Source organism: Phyllobacterium sp. RCAM01083 (genome assembly GCF_055685835.1).
In genome coordinates, this window is sequence record NZ_JBVFZN010000005.1 from 1,826,458 (window position 1) to 1,844,591 (window position 18,134).

16 protein-coding genes are annotated in these 18,134 nt (G+C 60.0%); 11 read left to right on the top strand and 5 right to left on the bottom strand.

Annotated features, from left to right (window positions below; translation table 11 throughout):
- Positions 1-82: 82 nt before the first annotated feature.
- Positions 83-718 (bottom strand): LysE family translocator, encoded by a 636-nt coding sequence (locus ACZ25R_RS15780; RefSeq protein ID WP_472461494.1) that lies wholly within the window; start codon positions 716-718, stop codon positions 83-85.
- Positions 719-994: 276 nt separating this feature from the next.
- On the opposite strand from ACZ25R_RS15780, the gene ACZ25R_RS15785 reads away from it, so the two are divergent.
- From ACZ25R_RS15785 to ACZ25R_RS15825, 9 genes are all read left to right on the top strand, one after another.
- Complete coding sequence (locus ACZ25R_RS15785) at positions 995-3,163, top strand: transglycosylase domain-containing protein (RefSeq protein WP_472461495.1); 2,169 nt, start codon at positions 995-997, stop codon at positions 3,161-3,163.
- A gap of 579 nt (positions 3,164-3,742) precedes the next feature.
- On the top strand, positions 3,743-4,258 hold the full coding sequence (locus tag ACZ25R_RS15790) for a Csu type fimbrial protein (RefSeq protein WP_472461496.1): 516 nt from the start codon (positions 3,743-3,745) through the stop codon (positions 4,256-4,258).
- A 95-nt stretch (positions 4,259-4,353) separates the two neighbouring features.
- Entirely contained in the window at positions 4,354-4,656 is a 303-nt protein-coding gene (locus ACZ25R_RS15795; RefSeq protein WP_472461497.1) for a spore coat protein U domain-containing protein, read from the top strand.
- A complete protein-coding gene (locus ACZ25R_RS15800) occupies positions 4,643-4,948 on the top strand; it encodes a spore coat protein U domain-containing protein (RefSeq protein WP_472461498.1) in 306 nt (101 codons plus the stop codon). Before ACZ25R_RS15795 ends, ACZ25R_RS15800 begins: the two co-directional genes overlap by 14 nt.
- Before the next feature lie 165 nt (positions 4,949-5,113).
- Positions 5,114-5,851, top strand: coding sequence for a fimbrial biogenesis chaperone (locus tag ACZ25R_RS15805; RefSeq protein WP_472461499.1), 738 nt, complete (start codon positions 5,114-5,116; stop codon positions 5,849-5,851).
- The gene (locus ACZ25R_RS15810) at positions 5,817-8,234 is read left to right on the top strand and encodes a fimbria/pilus outer membrane usher protein (protein ID WP_472461500.1); all 2,418 of its coding nucleotides are present in this window, start codon (positions 5,817-5,819) and stop codon (positions 8,232-8,234) included. The genes ACZ25R_RS15805 and ACZ25R_RS15810 overlap by 35 nt, the downstream gene beginning before the upstream one ends.
- 14 nt (positions 8,235-8,248) lie before the next feature.
- A complete protein-coding gene (locus tag ACZ25R_RS15815; protein WP_472461501.1) occupies positions 8,249-9,310 on the top strand; it encodes a Csu type fimbrial protein in 1,062 nt (353 codons plus the stop codon).
- 70 nt (positions 9,311-9,380) lie between these two features.
- Entirely contained in the window at positions 9,381-9,965 is a 585-nt protein-coding gene (locus ACZ25R_RS15820; RefSeq protein WP_464663051.1) for a DUF1214 domain-containing protein, read from the top strand.
- Positions 9,958-10,503: a DUF1254 domain-containing protein gene (locus tag ACZ25R_RS15825; RefSeq protein WP_346305130.1), complete on the top strand. Its 546-nt coding sequence runs from the start codon at positions 9,958-9,960 to the stop codon at positions 10,501-10,503. The genes ACZ25R_RS15820 and ACZ25R_RS15825 overlap by 8 nt, the downstream gene beginning before the upstream one ends.
- Positions 10,504-10,544: 41 nt before the next feature.
- On the opposite strand, the gene ACZ25R_RS15830 is transcribed toward ACZ25R_RS15825, so the two are convergent.
- Complete coding sequence (locus ACZ25R_RS15830) at positions 10,545-11,474, bottom strand: TauD/TfdA dioxygenase family protein (protein WP_472461502.1); 930 nt, start codon at positions 11,472-11,474, stop codon at positions 10,545-10,547.
- Between the two features lie 183 nt (positions 11,475-11,657).
- Complete coding sequence (locus ACZ25R_RS15835; protein ID WP_472461503.1) at positions 11,658-11,945, bottom strand: YciI family protein; 288 nt, start codon at positions 11,943-11,945, stop codon at positions 11,658-11,660.
- 161 nt (positions 11,946-12,106) lie between these two features.
- Between ACZ25R_RS15835 and ACZ25R_RS15840 the strand changes: the two genes are divergently transcribed.
- Positions 12,107-13,159 (top strand): YdcF family protein, encoded by a 1,053-nt coding sequence (locus ACZ25R_RS15840; protein WP_472461504.1) that lies wholly within the window; start codon positions 12,107-12,109, stop codon positions 13,157-13,159.
- Positions 13,160-13,228: 69 nt separating this feature from the next.
- Here ACZ25R_RS15840 and ACZ25R_RS15845 read toward each other — a convergent pair whose 3' ends face one another.
- Entirely contained in the window at positions 13,229-17,062 is a 3,834-nt protein-coding gene (locus ACZ25R_RS15845) for an autotransporter outer membrane beta-barrel domain-containing protein (RefSeq protein WP_472461505.1), read from the bottom strand.
- Here ACZ25R_RS15845 and ACZ25R_RS15850 point away from each other — a divergent pair.
- On the top strand, positions 17,061-17,396 hold the full coding sequence (locus ACZ25R_RS15850) for a hypothetical protein (protein ID WP_472461506.1): 336 nt from the start codon (positions 17,061-17,063) through the stop codon (positions 17,394-17,396). The two genes, ACZ25R_RS15845 and ACZ25R_RS15850, sit on opposite strands and share 2 nt — an antisense overlap.
- Before the next feature lie 353 nt (positions 17,397-17,749).
- Here the strand turns inward: ACZ25R_RS15850 and ACZ25R_RS15855 are convergent, their stop codons facing one another.
- A complete protein-coding gene (locus ACZ25R_RS15855; RefSeq protein ID WP_403170910.1) occupies positions 17,750-17,941 on the bottom strand; it encodes a hypothetical protein in 192 nt (63 codons plus the stop codon).
- Between the last annotated feature and the right edge of the window lie 193 nt (positions 17,942-18,134).

Consider the following 18,134-nt stretch of genomic DNA (forward strand, 5'->3'; position numbering starts at 1 on the left):
TAACCAGACCCTACACAAGTTCCGTCACGCAGTCAAGGACTATTTTCCTAAATATGATTATTTTCTTTCAATACCCCCGCCGTCAGGCGGATGCCTTCCTCCAGCCGAGCGCCAGCAGCCCTGCCCCGATCATCAGCGAACCGCCGGTGCGGTTGACCACCCGCTGCACCCTCGGCTTGCGGATGGTCTGGCGCGCCATGGAGGCCATCAGCGCATAGGTTCCGGCGTTGAGCGTTGCCAGCACCAGGAATGTCGTCTCGAAGATCAGCATCTGGGTGAAGACCGGCCGTGCCGTATCGAGAAACTGCGGCAGGAACGCCACGAAAAAGATGATGCTCTTGGGGTTCAGCGCCGTCACCACATAGGTGTGCAGGAAGATACGCAGCGCGCTTCCATCGCTCTCCTGCGCTTCGCCTGCGGCGGCGGTGTCCGCCACCGGGGCGCGCCACAGCTTGATGCCGAGATAGATCAGATAGGCCGCGCCGATCCATTTGAGCACGGTGAAGATCGCGGCGGAGGCGGCAAGCAAGGCGCCAAGCCCCAGCATGGAGGCCGTCATGGCGGTGAAATCGCCCAGCGCCACACCCGCAACGGTTGCAGCGGCAAAGCGGCGGCCATGGCCGAGCGCATAGGAAATGACCAGCAGGATGGTCGGGCCGGGAATGGCCAGAAGGAGTGCCGATGCCGCAACAAATGCCAGCCAGTGTTCGATGGACATGCTCTTTCGCTCCCGCCAAAAACCACAGCAATCCATCACCGGAACACAATTGCAAGTGGAATTTTTGCCGCCCCGGACTCCATCAAATCTCGGTGTTGGCGGCTGCGCCCCTTGTCGCCCGATCAGAAAAAGAGTTAAATTTTTCCTTGAGATAGAAAGGGACGAAACGGACTGCCGCGGTCTTATAACGGCCATCATAAGAAGCTGTTAAGCGTAATCGGTTACATCATATCTTCGCGCGCGATGTGGCTGACGACAGGCAGACAAGAGATTGGCATGATGAACGAGCCTCGGGCCAAAAACACTCTGACCGAGAAGAAACGCAAGCGATTCAAGGTCTCGCCTCTGCTTGGACTTGATGCCTGGATCGATTCGTCGCTGTACGAGCTGCGTTTCCGTCTCGCCGAATTCTGGGAAGACACCACCATCTTCTTCCGCCGCTTCCATGTATCGGGCTGGCGGCGCGGCGTCGTCGAACTCCTCAGCGAAGGCTTTACCTGGGGCACCGCCGGTTCCGTGGTCATGCTGACGCTCGCCATTCCCGCCTTCCACGACACGGAAAAGAACTGGCGCACGCGCGACGATTTCGCCGTCACCTTCCTCGACCGCTACGGCAACGAGATCGGCCAGCGCGGCATTCTGCACCGCAGCGCTGTGCCCATCGACGAATTGCCGGACCACGTGATCAAGGCGGTGCTGGCCACGGAAGACCGCCGCTTCTTCGACCATTTCGGCATTGATTTCCTTGGTCTTTCCCGCGCCATGACGGAAAACCTGCGTGCCAATTCCGTGGTCCAGGGTGGCTCCACCATCACCCAGCAGCTGGCAAAAAACCTGTTCCTGACCAATGAGCGCAGCCTCGACCGCAAGATCAAGGAGGCGTTCCTGGCGCTGTGGTTGGAATCCAACCTGTCGAAAAAGGAAATCCTGCAGACCTATCTCGATCGCGCCTATATGGGCGGCGGCACGTTCGGCATCGCCGCGGCCTCCGAATTCTATTTCGGCAAGAGCGTCAAGGATGTGAACCTCGCCGAAGCGGCCATGCTTGCCGGCCTGTTCAAGGCCCCGGCCAAATATGCGCCGCATGTCAACCTGCCTGCCGCCCGCGCCCGCGCCAATGTGGTCCTGAGCAATCTCGTGCAGGGCGGACTGATGACCGAAGGCCAGGTGGTGGGTGCCCGGCGCAATCCCGCAACGGTTGTGGACCGTGCCCGCTCGGAGAGCCCAGATTATTTCCTCGACTGGGCGTTTGACGAGATCCGCCGCGTCGGCCAGAAACTGCCCTCGCACACCCTCGTCGTGCGCACCACGCTCGATACCGGCATCCAGAAGGCGGCGGAGGAATCGGCGGAATATCACCTGCGCCAGTTCGGCAAGGAATACCATGTGACGCAGGCGGCCATCGTCGTCCTGGAAACCAACGGCGCGGTGCGCGCCATCGTCGGCGGGCGCGACTATGGCGAAAGCCAGTTCAACCGCGCCACGGCGGCGCTGCGCCAGGCCGGTTCCTCGTTCAAGCCCTATGTCTATGCCGCTGCCATGGAAAAGGGCATGACGCCCAAGACCATGATTTCGGGGGGCGCCGTGTCCTGGGGCAACTGGTCGCCGCAGAACTATTCGCGGCAATATCTCGGCCAGATCGACCTCACCACCGCGCTGGTCAAATCCATCAACACGGTGCCGGTGCGCCTCGCCAAGGATTATCTGACGACGGCGCCCATCGTGGCGCTGGCGAAAGCCATGGGCGTGGAATCGGTGATCAGTTCGCACAAGACCATGGTGCTCGGCACCTCGGGCATGACGGTCATGGATCAGGCGACGGGCTACAACACTTTTGCCACCGGCGGCCTTGCCGGCGTGCGCCATGCCTTCACCCAGGTGAGCGACCAGAACGGCAAGCTCCTGTGGGACTGGAAAACCGACGGGAACAAGCCGCACCGGGCGCTCACCGAAAAGGCGGCCTTCAACATGAACATCATGCTCAGCCAGGTGCCGGAATGGGGCACGGGACGGCGCGCCGCCCTGCCGATGACGCGCGTGGCGGGCAAGACAGGCACGACCCAGAGTTACCGCGATGCCTGGTTCGTCGGCTTCACCGGCAACTACACCGCGGCCGTCTGGTTCGGCAACGACAACTTTACCCCGACCAAGGAACTGACCGGCGGCATCCTGCCGGCGATGACCTGGCAGCGCTTCATGAACTATGCCCACCAGAACATCGATCTGAAGCCCATTCCCGGCATCGATCCGGCGATGCCGAAGCAGGACAAGGTGGCGGCCGCCAAACCGGCCACGGGTGATGATGCAGAAGCGCTGAAGGCAGCCGAACGCCCGCGCGTGCTCTCCAATGCCACCGTCACTTCGCTGCGTGAAATCGGCCAGGCGCTGAAGGAGGCACCGGCACTGAAACTGCCCGATGTGCCGACGAAAATCTCCGCCCGCTGAAGCCACTTGCCGCGATGCCGTGCGTGGTTCGACAAGCTCACCATGAGGGAGGTGGGGATTGCAGGGATCTAAAATCTGCAAGGTCGACGGCTGGCTTGAAACTCGCTCACCATGAGGAACGTGGGGGATTGCAGGGAGCCAGTTCTGCAACGGTTGTGATTAACCTCGCACCAAACCACCTCCCTCATGGTGAGCTTGTCGAACCACGCACCATGCGGTGAGCTTCCTGAGCTTTTCGAAGGGTGAACCCGCACGAACAACCGCGCGGAATACTGATTCGCCATGCCCCGCGCGCAGCGGAAATGCGGGCCAGGTTGTGCTTGCAGCGATCACCTGCCGCCGCACGGCAACATATTCAAGGTTGAATCTAAGGTTGAATTTAAGCATTAAATGCAATCTATAGTACGCTAAATACGCGATATACTATACTAAAGTATTATGAATAAGTTGAAATTTACGGGTTGAAATCCTGTGTCTTCTGGCTATCGTTGAACCGGTAATTATACTGCTGCGTGAGTAACGTTGTACTCGCCAGTCATTTTCAGACATTGATTTTGAACCATCCCTTTAGGAGAAATGATGAAAGTTTTCGTCCCCATTATCGCCGTATCCGCCCTCCTTGCCTCCACCGTTTCCGGCTGGTCTGCCGGCTCCACTACCGGCAATTTGACCGTCAAGATAACGATCAGCCAGGAATGCAAGGTCAATCCTGACGGCGAGGCCACTCTTAATTTCGGAACGCCGGCTATTCTGAATCAAGATGCCGATAACGCGGGCACCATCAAGGTCATGTGCACCAATAACACGCCTTACAGCATTGGCCTGAATGCCGGTGCCAATCCCTCCAATCTGGGTGATGTTGCCACCCGCCGGATGAAGGGCCCTGGCGCCAATGACTACGTCGGCTATCAATTGTATGCGGACGAGGGCCGCAAGACCGTCTGGGGAAATACTGACAAAAAAGACACCGTTACCTCTAAAATCGGAGACGGCACCGTGCAGTCTTATCAGGTCTACGGCCGCGTGCCGAAGTTGGCAGCGGTCGTTGCTACCGGCGCGTACAGCGACACGGTGACAGTAACAGTCACTTTCTGATTGTCCCGAACATTTTTCGACTTTCATGTGGCGAGCAGCGTGCAGCCAATGCACGCTCTCGATCAGCTACTTTGAACCATATTTTAGGAGCGACAATGAAAATTGTTATCCCCGTCATTGCCCTGTCCGCGCTGATTGCATCCAGCGTTTCCGCCTGGTCCGGCTCCCCGTCCACAAACAACCTGCAAATCAAGATGACAATTGACAAGGGATGTACGGTCAATCCCGGCGGTGATGCCGTTCTTGATTTTGGAACCATTGGTCTTGTGACCGGAAACATCGATATAGAGGGTGCCCTTACGATCCAGTGCACTAAAGGCGTTGATTACACGATTGGTCTTGGTTCAGGTAGTAATGAGGGAGAAAAAAAAGAGCTCACGCCGAATGAAAAACGATAAAGGCGACTATATCGCCTACCAATTATTTTCGCGCGCCACGCGCAATGAGAAATGGGCATCCTACTCAGTACCGATGAATCCGCCGAAAATACCAAAATCAGACCCTTCTTATCCTTCTGTGAGTCAATTATTGCGGGATAAAACCTCTTTAGATAACGGCGCTCTCGCCGGTGGAAAGGCAGACGGCGCTGTGACGTCTGTTCCGGTTTACGGACGTATCGAGGCAACGGATGTAGCCTCGGCTGCCAGTGGTACCTATACGGACACGGTGACTGTGGAGGTTCGTTTCTGATCGGCATTCTGGTCGGCAACAGCAATGTCGCCGATCCGGCCGCGTTGTTCATACGCACCCCTATTCCCCGACCCACCCGGCCGAAAATCGGGCAGACCTGCTTTTTCACGATCCTCTTTTATACCAATTTATTTATATTTTTCAAATATTTAGACTGGATTTTTTATGATTTTTCCCCGTCCCGCGAAGCTGCTCTTCGCCATAGCCTCTTTTACCTCCATGCTGGCTTTCAACAACACCGCCCTGGCAGCGCCGCTGCAGGTTTCGCCTGTCTCCGTCGATCTGACCGCCCCGGGCCAGACGTCCACGGTCAATCTGCGCAATGAGGGTGACCGTCCCGTCAATGTCCAGGTCCGGGTGTTTTCCTGGACCCAGGTGAACGGCGAGGATCAGCTCACACCAAGCCGCGATGTGGTCGCCAGCCCGCCCGCCGCGACGCTGCAACCCGGCACAACCTATACGATCCGCATTGCCCGCATCGCCCCGCCGCTGAAATCCGGCGAGGAAACCTACCGGCTGCTCGTCGACCAGCTGCCCGAGGTCAATATACGCCGCCCGTCAAGCGCGGTGGATCTGGCCATCCGCTATTCCATCCCGGTGTTTTTCGCCGAACGGGCCGCCGGTGCCGAGCTCAAATGGAATATCAGCCGCGCCGGCAAGACCCTCATTGCCGAGGCCACCAATGTGGGCAACCGCCATGCCAAGATCGCCGGTCTCGCGGTCGCCTCCAAGGCCGGGACGGTTTCCTTCGGTGAAGGGCTCAACGGCTATGTCCTGCCCGGCTCGACCCGGCGCTGGACCGTCAGTGCGGGTGCGCAGCGCATCCAGCCCGGCGCCAGCGTCAATGTCACGGCCAAGGGGGATGACTATGCGGTCAATCAGACAGTTGTCGTCACGCCTTGATCTGCGTCTTGCCTGCATGGGGTTTTGTCTGGCGGGCGCCCTGTCGCCCGCCCTGGCCCAGGAGGCACCGCCGATCACACCGCAATTGCCCGCATCCGGGCAGGAGCTCTTGCTTGGCGTCAAGGTCAATGACAATGCCTCGCGCGTGCTTGCCCGTTTCCGGCACCTGCCCGACGGCAGGCTGGCGGCGACGCCGGACGAGCTGCGCAAGGCCGGGTTCCGCGCGGAGCGCGGTGTCGCCGGCAAGGATGGTTTCATCTCGCTCGACAGCCTGCCGGGCGTTGCCTGGGAATATAATGACGTGGACCAGATGATCGCCTTCACCGCGCCGGATCAGGCGCGCGAGCCGACGACGGTCGATCTCGGCAGCGAGAGCGAGCCGATCGATTATTCCGCGGTCCGTTCGGATTTCGGGCTGGTGACGAACTACACCCTCTATGCCACGTCAGGCTCCAACTGGCATGGCGACAATCTTGACGGCAGCCTGAGCGGCAGTGCCGAGTCACGGCTGCTGACGCCCTTCGGCACGCTGTCGACGAGCGGTCTCGGCCGGATGAACCCCTTCGATGCGGGACGCTATGACATCGCCCGGCTGGACAGCAACTGGCGCTATGTCGATCCGAAGCGCATGCTGACCTATCAGATCGGCGATACCGTTTCCGGCGCGCTTTCGTGGAGTTCGTCCTATCGGCTGGGCGGCCTGCAGATCAGGCGCAATTTCGGCATCCGCCCGGATCTGGTCACCACGCCCGTCCCCAGTCTCAGCGGCAGCGCCTCGGTGCCCTCGACACTCGATCTCTATCTCAACAACATGAAGGTCTATTCCGGCGAGGTGCCGTCCGGGCCGTTCGATTTCAGCGGCCTGCCCTTTCTTGGCGGTGGCGGCGATGCGCGCATTGTCATGAAGGACGCGCTCGGTCGCGAATCCGTGATCCAGCGTTCCTATTTTTTTGCGCCGGGCATGCTGCGCAAGGGCTATGTGGATTATTCCGCCGAAATCGGCTTTCCGCGCCTCGGCTATGGCTATACCTCGTTCGACTATGTCAGCGATATCGCCGCCTCCGCCAGCATCCGCTATGGCCTTGCCGACTGGCTGACCCTGGAAGGGCATGCGGAAGGCATCCGCAGTCTGGTCAATACCGGCGCGGGTTTTGTCGCAAGCCTCGGCCCCTACGGGTCCGTCAATGGCTCGGTGGCGGCAAGCCGTTATGAGGGCGATTTCGGCGGCAAGGTTTCGGCCTTCTATCAGGTCTCCCGCAACGGCTATTCCTTCTATATCGGCGGCGACCGCATGGTCGGCGATTATAATGATGTCGGTCTGGTGGCGGACCGGCGCAACAATTACGAGACACCGGTTTCCGCCCGCAGCCGTCAGGTCGATCGCGTCGGCCTCTCCTTCCCGCTCGGTTTCGATCCCTCCTCGCTCAGCCTCGGCTTCTCCCGCATTCATGGCGCCGGGCGCGACAGCGATTCCAGCCTGGTCAGCGCATCCTGGTCGCGCACGGTGTTCGACAAGGTCTCGCTCTATGTCACCGGTTATGGCGATCTCAGCCGCGGCGGGGATTTCGGTGTCTATGCCGGCCTGTCCATGCCCATCGGCAAGGACATGACCGCCTCGGCCAGCCTGTCGCGCAATGGCGATCACATCGGCGTCGATACCAGCCTGTCGCGATCCTCCGGGCTTGAGGAAGGCGCTGTCGGCTGGACCATACGGGATCGCGAGGGTGGCGGCGGCAACAGCGCCCGCTCGGTCAGTGCCAATTACCGCACGCGGCTGGCGCAGCTTTCGGGCTCCGTCGAGCAATCCGGCGATCAGGGCCGCGTGACCGGCACCATCGAGGGCTCCGTCGTTGCCGCTGGCGGCGGCGTGTTCCTGGCCAATCGCGTCGATGATGCCTTCGCCGTGGTCAAGGCAGGCGGTCCGAATGTCGATGTCTCGGTCAACAGCCGCCGCGTCGCCAAAACCAATTCCCGCGGACGCGCCCTCGTTCCCTCGCTGGATTCCTACCGCAACAACCGCATTTCCATCGATCCGGCCAATCTGTCGTTCGATCTGCAGCCGGAACAGACGCAGGCCATTGTCGTGCCCGCCGACCGTTCCGGTGCGGTGGTCGATTTCGGTGTCAGCAAAGTCGATGCCGCCATCGTCAATCTGACCGGGCCGGACGGCAAGCCTTTGCCGCTCGGCGCCGCGGTGCAGCTTGACGGCTCCAGCCAGTTCACCGTTGCCGGCTATGACGGCCGCACGTACCTCACCGGACTTTCCGGCCGCAACAGCGTCACCGTCACCCTGCCCGAAAACGCCGGCACCTGCCGCGCCACGTTCGATTATGCGGCCAAACCCGGCGCGCAGCCGGAAATCGGCCCGATTCCATGCCGCTAGAAAGAGGAAGTTCAATGCCTGGTCCAAGCCCTGCCCGCCACGAACCTGCGATTCTGGCTGGAGCCTTGAAGATCATAATCCTGCGTCGATGGTTTCTCGCCCTGTCGGTCCTGACTGTCCTGCTGTCGATATCACCAGCATCGGCGCATTTCTGCAAGGTCAAAAACACGCCGTCATTTGCTTCCGTAGTGATAGGAAGTTTGGTTTCAGCCGCCAAGGGTCCGCTCTCCACTAAGGCCGAAATCGACTATGAATGCCCTCAGGAAGCCTCTTATAGGAGCGCTTTGATTTGTGCCTATATCGAGCCGGTCAATCCGACAGAGAGAGGCAATGGCAACGTATTTTATCAGGGACAGGACTGGAACGATTCGCGCCTCGCCTGGAGGGGAAAATTCAGTTCGGTAGACTCTGCTCGAGATGACGTAGGCGCTCTGAAAATAGAGAAGCAAGGAAAAATCTCCAATGGCACTATGGATTTGAAGGCCGACTACCTTCCCCGCGCGAACCAGGATAAGGTGCGGGCAGGAAGATATACGTCGACATATAATCTCGTCAGCCTCACGATCCTCGACCCGGGGGACCGCGACTGCCCAGGAGTATCGGAGCGTGATGCCTACCCGATGCGCGTTACGACACCATTCCAGTTGCAAGCCGATGTCCTGACAACCTGCCAGCTCGAGAACAAGGGCGAAAAGCAGGACACGTTCGATCCGATTGATTTCGGCACAAGAGGCGCCCTTTCCGCAGCAAATGCCGGCGCCGGAGCGATCCGCGCAACGACCAATATCGATGTGCGCTGCACCTATGAAACGCCCTACACGCTTGATCTCGACAACGGCAAAAACTTCGACGGCGGCACGCGGCGCATGAAGAATGGTGACAATTTCCTGGCCTATCAGCTGTTCAACAAGTCCGCGTCGGGCGAATCCTCGCCCTGGAGCAAGCTTTCGGGGATTGGCAACACGGTCAATGCGGTCAACAAACATACGGTCGAAGGCCAATTGACCACGCCCATCGCCATTGCGCCCGCTGCGGGCTCCTATGCGGATACGGTTGTCGTGACGCTCACATTCTAGGACATCGGATACAATCGTAATTGTCAGCACCACCTTGCCTCACCGCACCGTTCGCGTGTAGTCATCGTTCATGCTTCGAAATGTGCTTCTTGCCCTCATCGCTCTTGTCATTGCCGTCGGCGGCGGCACGCTGAGCGCATGGTATGCGGTCAACCGCTTCGACGGTTTCGGCACGCTGACCATCGGGCAATGGACCGGCTATCCCGATGCGGGCACGCCGCAGTCCGACCCCTATGCCAAGGCGCGCGCGGCGCGCGAGGGTGCGTTTCCGCTCGGCAGCGCCGAGGGCCTGGCCTTCTACGCCTACCGCGACGACCAGGGGCAGGCGCTCAATCGCCAGTGCACCTACCGCATGGCCGGCAACAGTCCCAATTCGCGCTTCTGGACGCTTTATGCGGCGGATCTGGCGCTGATTCCGCTCGATCCCGGCGCGGACCGGCCGCCGGCCCTGCACTCGCGCCAGATTTTCCGCGGTGACAACGGCGCATTCATCGTTGCCGTCTCGCCCAAAGCCCAGGCCGGCAACTGGCTGGCAACGGCCGGCTCCGGCCGCATGGTGCTGGTGATGACGCTCTACGATACGCCGGTCGGCGGCAATTCCGGCCTGGTCGACATGACCTTCCCGGCGGTGAAAAAGGTGAGCTGCGATGGGTAGACTGATCCGCGCCCTGCTCTTCGGCCTGGTCGGCGCCGGCATCGTGCATGTGGCCGTGGTGCTACTTGTGCCGCTCTATTCCGACCGCAATGCCTGGTCGCGCATATCAGACTATGGCGAAGACTGGGCCTTCCACCCCGTGGTGCGGCAGGCGACGGCGCAGACCGTGCCGCTAGCGCTCGATCCGCTGTTCGAAGCCGTGGCCTGCCGCTTCGACATCACCGACCTTCCCGCCCGCATCACCGGCGTCGGCACCGCGCCCTACTGGTCGATTTCCGTCTATGACCGGCAGGGCGAGAACATCTATTCGATCAACGACCGCACCGCCATTGCCGACCAGCTCGATCTCGTCATCGCCCGGCCCCTGCAGATGATCGAACTCAACAAGACCAAGCCGGTATCGGCGGCCAATTCCGTGCTGATCGAGGCGGACATGAACGAGGGCTTTGTCGTCGTGCGCGGCTTTGTGCCCGACCAGTCCTGGAAAGCCCAGGTCGATGCCTTTCTGAAAAGCGCCAACTGCGCGCCGCTGCTGTGATTGCGTTCAGCGGCGCGCCGGCAGATCCTCGGTGTGGATGATCAGGCCGCCTGCGCTGAAGCCTTGGCTGTCTTGCGGTGGGTAAAGCTGCGCCTTCCGTCGACACTGACCGGCACATCCCCATCGACCGTGGCCCGGCGTACGACACGGTGCTGGTCGCCATAATCATTGACCGCGTAGTGCTGGGTTGCGCGATTGTCCCAGATCGCCACATCCCCGGCGCGCCAATGCCAGCGAATGGTGTTTTCCGGGCTGGTAATGTGGGATTGGAAAAGCGCGTAGAGTTTGGCAGAATCGCTCTTGGAAAGACCGGACAGACGCTGGACAAAATTGCCGAGCAGCAAGGTGCGCTCGCCGGTTTCCGGATGCACCCTGACCACCGGATGCTCGGTTTCGTAGATTGTTGAGGTGAAGACGTCCTCATAGTGCCGGCGTTCCGCCTCGGTCGCATGCGGCCGGGCCGCAGCATAATCATAAAGATTGCTGTGAACGGCCCATAATTGTTCAGCCAGAAGCTTGAGCGGTGCAGGAAGATTCTCATAGGCAGCGTGCGTATTGGCCCAGATCGTGTCCCCGCCCGTTGCCGGGATAACCACCGCCCGCAGGACCGAGAATTTTGGATAGGCATCAACGAACGTCACATCCGTGTGCCACTGGTCCGCGCGTCCCCCGCCCCGGCTTGTGTCCAGGTTGAGAATGGAAGCTGTGCCTTGTACGGCGCCCTGCGTGGGATGAGGAACGAGGTCGCCAAGACGCCGGGCGAAAAGCTCCTGCTGCGCATCGTCAAGATGCCCCTGATCGCGAAAGAAAACCACCTTGTGGCGCAGCAGCAGACTATTGATCGCGGCTATATCGGCATCAGGCAGGTCGCCATCAAGTCGAATATTCTGGATTTCGGCACCAATACGGCCGTTGAGTTCTACTACATTGAATTTGAAAGTACCGGTATCAATAAAATTTGCATGGGTCATCGTACCACCCGTATAAATCGGTTGAAAGATCGCGGCGGGCAGCCGTCCACTGCCCGCCCCATCATTCAAATCCGGCGGAAGCACGATTCACAGGCATAAACGTTTAAAACCGGCGCTCCGGATGAAAAACACCATCGCGCAAATCCCATGAGAGAGCCGGAACCGTTTCAAACCGCGGCGATGTCAATCCAGCAGGCCTTCCAGTCCCTTCTGCGTCTTTGTCGCCGTGAATTGCTGGATGTCATAGGTCGCAAGTTTCTTCTGCCAGAACGGATCTTCAGCCAGAATGGCGCGCAGCGCCTCCTCGCTCTCGCTCCGCGCCAGAATCACCCCGCCGGTGCGCGGCACCTTGCGGCCCGAGGCGAGAAAAGTTCCGCTGGCATAATGGCGGTCGAGAAAGGCGATGTGCGCGGGAACGGCCGCATCGAGCGCGTCGAGCGGCGCGATATAATTCAGCGAAACGATGTACATGGGAGAGCTCCGGCGGAGATGATCGTACCCCTGTCATATAGACGTGCGAGCCCTCGGACAAAACCGGTGCGGCGTCAAAAAGCGGTGATCACGGGCGATTGCAAAACCGTGCGTCGCGGTTAACCTGCGCCCGTCCCAACAGCCCGCTGGAGAAAGCGCCCATGAAACGTCTCGTCCTTGCCGCAACCGCCGCCCTTCTCGCCCTCACCGTAGCACTGCCCGCCCGCGCCTTCGATCCGCAGAATGCCGAGCGCATAAAAACCCTCGTCGACACCGGCATGCAGTATTACTGGTCGGGCGGCGACGTCAAAAAGGCGGAAGCCGAGATTTTCAAGGGCATCACACTGCATGGCCGCTACGACGTGGTGGAACAATCCTTCGCCGAGGCGTCGAAGCTGGCGCCGGAGCAGCTGAATTTCCGCTTTGCCGTCGCCTCCTCGCAGATCCTGCAGAAGAAGGTGAGCGAGGCGCGCGCCACCTATCAGGACATCCTGGCCAAGGACCAGACCTCGTTCGAGGCGCAGGCGTGGATCGAGGCGCTGGCCCATGTCGGCAACGATGAAACAGGCGCCGCGCTGGCGCATCAGGCGCTGGCCGGGCTCGACCGCGACAGGGCCGAAGCCTATCGCCAGCGCTTCGTGCGCGCCGAACAGATCATCGCGGACAAGCCCAATGCCGATGTGCCCGTATTGGCCGGCAAGGTGATGATCGTGGCGCTCGGCTACGCGCTGGCCAAGGATGGCACGATGGAAAAGCCGCTACTCGACCGGCTCGATGTGACGCTGAAGGCGGCGCAGGCCAACCCGGCGGCGCGCGTCATGGTCACCGGCGGCCAGCCGCAGGCGGGTGTCACCGAGGGCGATCTCATGACCAAGTGGCTGGTGGAAAAGGGCGTCGACCGCGACCGGATCCTGATCGAGGACAAATCCAAGGACACGGTCGGCAATGTGCTGAATGTCGCCAATCTCCTGAAGCGGCACACGGCCGACAGCGTCATTCTGGTCACCAGTTCCAGCCATATGCGCCGCGCCCGGACCCTGCTGGAAGATGCGCTGAAGCAGTATGGCATCGGCGCCAATGTCGTACCTGTCGTGGCACTCGATGCACCGTCACTGGACGAAGCGGCCAAGGTTTCGGCGGATGAGCGGCTGGTGATCTATCGCGACCTGATGCGCGTGTCGGGCCTGTGGGCCTATCCCGGCCTGCAGCAGTAGCAGCCTCGTCCGGCCAACAAGCAAACGGTAGGCCACTTGCGCAGCCTGCCGCTCTGTTCAAACCACGGCTCAGAACCGTACCGTCAGATCGGCTTTGACCGCGTTGTCGTTGACGCCGGAGGAGAACTGGCCGGCATAGGTGAGGCCGAGTGTGGTGGCCCTGCCGATATCGAAGGCGAGACCGGCTTCGACAAGCGCCGCATCGGCGGCAACAGGCAGGCCGCTGACGTCGAAGTTTTCGCCGCCGCTGGCAAAGGCCAGCTGCGCCTGCGGTGTCACATCGCCATAGGCATGCCGCCAGCCGGCCATGCCGCGCGCCGTCAGCGTCGTGGCATGGCCGAGGGTGAAGGCGCGCGATGCCCTGAGCCCGAGTGTCGTCGTCGTCAGGTCCGTGCTGGATGATGGCGCCGACAGGGCGGCGATGCCACCGGTTTCGGTAAAGCCTGCCGTCTTCAGGTGGGTATAGGCCGCCGCGGCAAAGGGTTCGAGCGCCGCATAGGGCGTCTCGATGCGGTAGGCGGCTTCACCGAAGAGCTGCACCGTGTTGGCGCTGTAGCCGGCGGTGTCCGTCTCCTCCAGCGTGCCGAACGACACCGTGCGGCGCGTATCGATCTCATGATGCGCCAGCACCGTGCCGAGGCTCAAGGTCAGCGCATCGATCCTCGTGCCGCCATAGATACCAACCTGATAGCTGTCGGCGGAGACGGACGACCCCGCCCCATGCAGCGACGTCGAGCCGTAACCGGCCAGCACGCCCAGCCGCCATGTCCCGGCAATCAGGGCATCGATGCCGGTGACGATGCCGCCGGTGTTTCTGCTATAGGCGGCCGCATTGCCATCGCTGGCGCCATGGCTCCAGCCGCCATAGGCCTGTCCCCACACAGCGGTGGTTGCGGCGACTGGTGCGGGCGTTGCGGCATCAAACGCCTCACCGGCATTCCGCTTGTCCTTCGCCTCCGGCCCATAGGCGAGCGGCGTTGCAACCGGCGCGGCTTTGGCGGCGACGCCGTCAAAGGCGGCGCGCACCCGCTCGCTCGCCGCCCCGCTGACCAGCCCGGCATCCTGCAACAGCGTGCCGCGCAACGAGGCATGCGCCTCGCCCGACAGGCTGTCATAGGCGAGCGCCTGACCCTTTTGCGAGAACAGCACGGTCTGCAACAAACGGTTGCCGAGACCAAGTTGCATCACCGCATGGCCGGTGCTCTTCTGGTTGGGTGTGACCGCATCGACCAGAACGAGGTTCTTGACCCGTTCTTCCAACAGCTGGGTTTTGAGGCGCTCCGCTTCGGCCAGTGCCGCTGCCTCTTGCTTGGCTTTTTCCTCTGCGGCCTTGGCATCGGTTACCAGCTTCGCCTGTTCTTCGAGCTTCTGCTTCTCAGCCTTCAGGCTGCCGGCCTCGTCCTGCTTCTGCTTCAGCTGGCCGTCAAGTTTCTGTATCGTTTTCTGAGCGGCCTGCTTCTCAGCCTTCAGGCTGTCGGCCTCGCCCTGCTTTTGCTTCAACTCGGCGTTAAGCTTCTGTATCTTATCCTCATTGGCCTTCGCCTCGGTTGCAACCTTCGCCCGGTCGGTATCGTCAACGTCTTTCTGCGTCTTCACCTGTTCCTTGAAATTCTGCATCTCGGCCTTCACCCGGTCAATCTCTGCCTCCTTCAGCCTCAGCTGGCCGCCAAGATCCTGTATCGTTTTCTGGGCGGCCTGCTGCTCGGACTTCAGCCTGTCAGCCTCGTCCTTCTTTTGCTTCAGCTCGGCGTTAAGCTTCTGTATCTTATCCTCATTGGCCTTCGCCTCGGCTGCTACATTGTTCCGGTCGGTAAGCTTCTGCTTCTCGTCGATATCTTTCTGCGCCTTCGCCCGGTCAATCTCTGCCTCCTTCAGCTTCAGCTCGTTGCCAAGGTCCTGTATCGCTTTCTGAGCGGCCCTGGCATCATCCTCGTCCTGCTTCTGCTTCTTGGCGGCAAGCTTTTCCGCTGCCTCGTTGTTCTTGGCCGCTTCGGTCAGCTCAAAACCAAGCTTGACTGTCGTGTTATCGTAGGCAAGCGAGGGCGTGATGTACTTATAATTGGCTTGTTGCTCGACCTTCTCGAACTTCCCCACCACGCCGTTCTTGGCTTCCAGAACAACAAAGCTTTTCTGGAACAGTTTCCTGACCTGCTCCTCGCTCAGTATTGCCAGCTTGCCTGTTTCTTTGTCGATATCTTGCGCACGCACCTGGACGACACCACCAAGAAGCTCGGCCTTTCCTTGCACGTCCAGTTTATCGGCCTTGGTGCCGTTATTGGCGATACTCACGGAGAAAAAGCTGTCCTTGTCAAACGTCACATTGCCGGTTGCTTTCAGTGGAGAAAACATGCCGTCTCCCGCGCCCGCGCCAGGAAAGATCCCGCCACCCGCATGCACCATCACATTTCCGACAGTGCCGGCACCGTTGAGACTACCTTTTTTGTTGATCGTGATATTGCCTGCGGTTCCGGCCACCGTCACGACACTGGCATTGATAGCTGATGGACCGCCATTCAGTATGATATCTCCGGCCTTGCCGCCGGGCGCAACACCAAACCGTCCGCCATTGTCGATGGTGCTCTTGCCGGTGATTTGGCCTTGATCAAAGACAATTGCAGAGCCGCCATTCATGCTGATATTAGCCATCTTTCCGCCCGCGTTGACATCGACTGCGCCACCATAGAAGGTACTTCTGCCCGTGATTTCCCCTGAGATCTGAGCATTGCCGCCAGCGGACGTGATGTCAGTCACCGTGCCCCCGGCAGAAACAACAAGTCCACCATTTCCTGTGTTTTCACGCAGGGTGACATCACCGGCCTTGCCGCCAGCCTGAACAGTGAGCACGCCATTCGAATTCACGACGGCTTTGACGATCTCGCCGCTGGTATAGGCGGTGCCGTGATCTTTTACGGTGACATCGTCCGCCTTGCCTCCGGCTTTGACATCCAGCTTGCCGCCTTTGTTGACAGTGGCTTTTACGATCCTGCCCTTGGTCACAGCGCTGCCGCCATCCAGGGTGACGTCCTCCGCCACACCTCCAGCCTCGACACCAAGCGCACCGCCCACATTGATGTGGGCAGCGCCTGCCGTTCCCTCGTCGAGAACATCCAGTACGCCAACCGTGTCACCGTTTTTGCTGACAGTAGCTTTATTGATACGGCCAACGGTTGAGACATAACCGCCATTGACGGTGACATCATCGATCTTGCTTTGTTTTTGTACAACCAGCATGCCGCCATTGTTGACGGTGACAGTGCCAGCGCTTGCCTCACTATAAACCTGCATGAAGCCGCCTTGATTGACGGTACCTGTTTCGAGCCTACTTCCATTGCCGAGGATGTACGCGAGACCGCCGACGCCGCCTTTCCCAGATGCATCCCACGCTTTGTCACCTTGAACGAGGACATCTTTCACCCAACCACCAGTCGAGACATTCAGCCTGCCGCCATTGCGGACAGTGACCTTGTCAGCCGTTGCCTGATTGTAAACTTGCAAAAAGCCGCCAAGATCGACTGTACCGCGTTCAATGCTGCTCCCATTGTCATGGATAAATGCAACGCCGCCAATGCCGCTATTCTCAGTTGTATCCCACGCCTTGTTGCCCTCGACAGTCAGGTCTTTCACTTTGCCCCCATTCCTGGCTACCAGCTTGCCGCCGTTGCGGACAGTGACCGTGTCAGCCGTTGCCAGGTCGCCGACTACTAGTCCGCCGCCCAGATCGACTGTGCCACTTTCGAGGTTGCTCTCTTTGTCGCGGAAAAATACAAAGCCGCCGATGCCGCCATTCTCAGTTATATCCCACGCCTTGACACCCTGAACGAGGACGTCTTTCACCAAACCAAAACCATGATCACCCCAGGTGTTCAACTCGCCGCCGTTTTCGACGACGAAGCTATTGTCCATGTCACCAGGAGAAGCTGCTCTGGTCTCACCGCTTTTAACCGTGATCCGCGTGGCTTTGGGCGTATCGGTTTTTGCTGTCGGAACCGGTGCCAGGGATCTCGCGGCCGGTTCTGCGGTCGCAGTTGCCGCCGGCGTGGTTGAATCAGGTTTTGCGGCAGCGGGCTGCGATGTCGGTGCGGCGGTATCAGCCGCAGGCGGAGGCGTCTCAGGGGCGGCCAACGCTATTCCCCCGGACCCAGCCATAAGCATGGCCGTGCAGACGCTGCACAGGAGATGGTTGCGGAAGGTGGAGATGCCGTTCGGACGTGCGGATACGGCCGCAGCCGTGGCGTGAAAAGGCATGAAATATGACTCCCAATATAAATCTCAGTCAAAAAACAAAAGTACCGTCAAAACGACGAATCGAAATAAAATGTAATGTGTCTCGATAGATTCATAGGAGACTGCAAAGTTCAAGCAAACCTTGCCGAAACGCATACAGTTTTCGCCAGACGTGGCAAAGAAACAATAGTTTTTATACTTATAGTTGTATTGATTTCTAATTTTCTATCATGGGTAATGTCCCGCGACATTACAATCCCTGCGTGAAGCCAAGTGCAATCGCCGCGTGTGCCGGTCAGGCGAAGCGCCGGCAGAACGGGCGCGCGGAAACCCCACAAACGCCTTTGCGCAACAACACGAAAGCCCCTAACCCGGCTGGGGTGTGGGATCAAAAAACCGGTGGCCCGGCTTGTCCGTGTCGCGCGGGCGGGCGGGCAGCGCCGGGCGCTCATAGCGCACGCCGGGAAAAATCATGATCTGCGCGGTTGCCGGCCGCTTCGTCTCGGTGGTGGTGCGGCGCCGCGAGGCGCTGCCTGGAAAGGCAATGACAAACCCCATTTCATCCATCCGTTCGGCTCGTTGATCTCCTTGATACGCAAACGCTCATGCTGGTCTTGGCATCCGGCCAAAGCGCCGGACAACCTGGCTGCCTTGCTCCCCGTCGGGGGTGCGGACCGGTCCCGGTCCGCTCGCGCGCGATCATTTCGCGCATAATTTCATTAGACACCCGCAGGGTTAACGGATTGCTAAC

What these genes read in the sequence shown, in the direction of transcription:
- ACZ25R_RS15815 (WP_472461501.1), top strand. Translation starts at nt 8,249, where the DNA reads ATGCCTGGTCCAAGCCCTGCCCGCCACGAACCTGCGATTCTGGCTGGA.
- ACZ25R_RS15785 (WP_472461495.1), top strand. Translation starts at nt 995, where the DNA reads ATGATGAACGAGCCTCGGGCCAAAAACACTCTGACCGAGAAGAAACGC.
- ACZ25R_RS15790 (WP_472461496.1), top strand. Translation starts at nt 3,743, where the DNA reads ATGAAAGTTTTCGTCCCCATTATCGCCGTATCCGCCCTCCTTGCCTCC.
- ACZ25R_RS15825 (WP_346305130.1), top strand. Translation starts at nt 9,958, where the DNA reads ATGGGTAGACTGATCCGCGCCCTGCTCTTCGGCCTGGTCGGCGCCGGC.
- ACZ25R_RS15820 (WP_464663051.1), top strand. Translation starts at nt 9,381, where the DNA reads ATGCTTCGAAATGTGCTTCTTGCCCTCATCGCTCTTGTCATTGCCGTC.
- ACZ25R_RS15845 (WP_472461505.1), bottom strand. Translation starts at nt 17,062, where the DNA reads ATGGACAATAGCTTCGTCGTCGAAAACGGCGGCGAGTTGAACACCTGG.
- ACZ25R_RS15830 (WP_472461502.1), bottom strand. Translation starts at nt 11,474, where the DNA reads ATGACCCATGCAAATTTTATTGATACCGGTACTTTCAAATTCAATGTA.
- ACZ25R_RS15835 (WP_472461503.1), bottom strand. Translation starts at nt 11,945, where the DNA reads ATGTACATCGTTTCGCTGAATTATATCGCGCCGCTCGACGCGCTCGAT.
- ACZ25R_RS15810 (WP_472461500.1), top strand. Translation starts at nt 5,817, where the DNA reads ATGCGGTCAATCAGACAGTTGTCGTCACGCCTTGATCTGCGTCTTGCC.
- ACZ25R_RS15855 (WP_403170910.1), bottom strand. Translation starts at nt 17,941, where the DNA reads ATGGGGTTTGTCATTGCCTTTCCAGGCAGCGCCTCGCGGCGCCGCACC.
- ACZ25R_RS15850 (WP_472461506.1), top strand. Translation starts at nt 17,061, where the DNA reads ATGTCACCAGGAGAAGCTGCTCTGGTCTCACCGCTTTTAACCGTGATC.
- ACZ25R_RS15840 (WP_472461504.1), top strand. Translation starts at nt 12,107, where the DNA reads ATGAAACGTCTCGTCCTTGCCGCAACCGCCGCCCTTCTCGCCCTCACC.
- ACZ25R_RS15795 (WP_472461497.1), top strand. Translation starts at nt 4,354, where the DNA reads ATGAAAATTGTTATCCCCGTCATTGCCCTGTCCGCGCTGATTGCATCC.
- ACZ25R_RS15805 (WP_472461499.1), top strand. Translation starts at nt 5,114, where the DNA reads ATGATTTTTCCCCGTCCCGCGAAGCTGCTCTTCGCCATAGCCTCTTTT.
- ACZ25R_RS15780 (WP_472461494.1), bottom strand. Translation starts at nt 718, where the DNA reads ATGTCCATCGAACACTGGCTGGCATTTGTTGCGGCATCGGCACTCCTT.
- ACZ25R_RS15800 (WP_472461498.1), top strand. Translation starts at nt 4,643, where the DNA reads ATGAAAAACGATAAAGGCGACTATATCGCCTACCAATTATTTTCGCGC.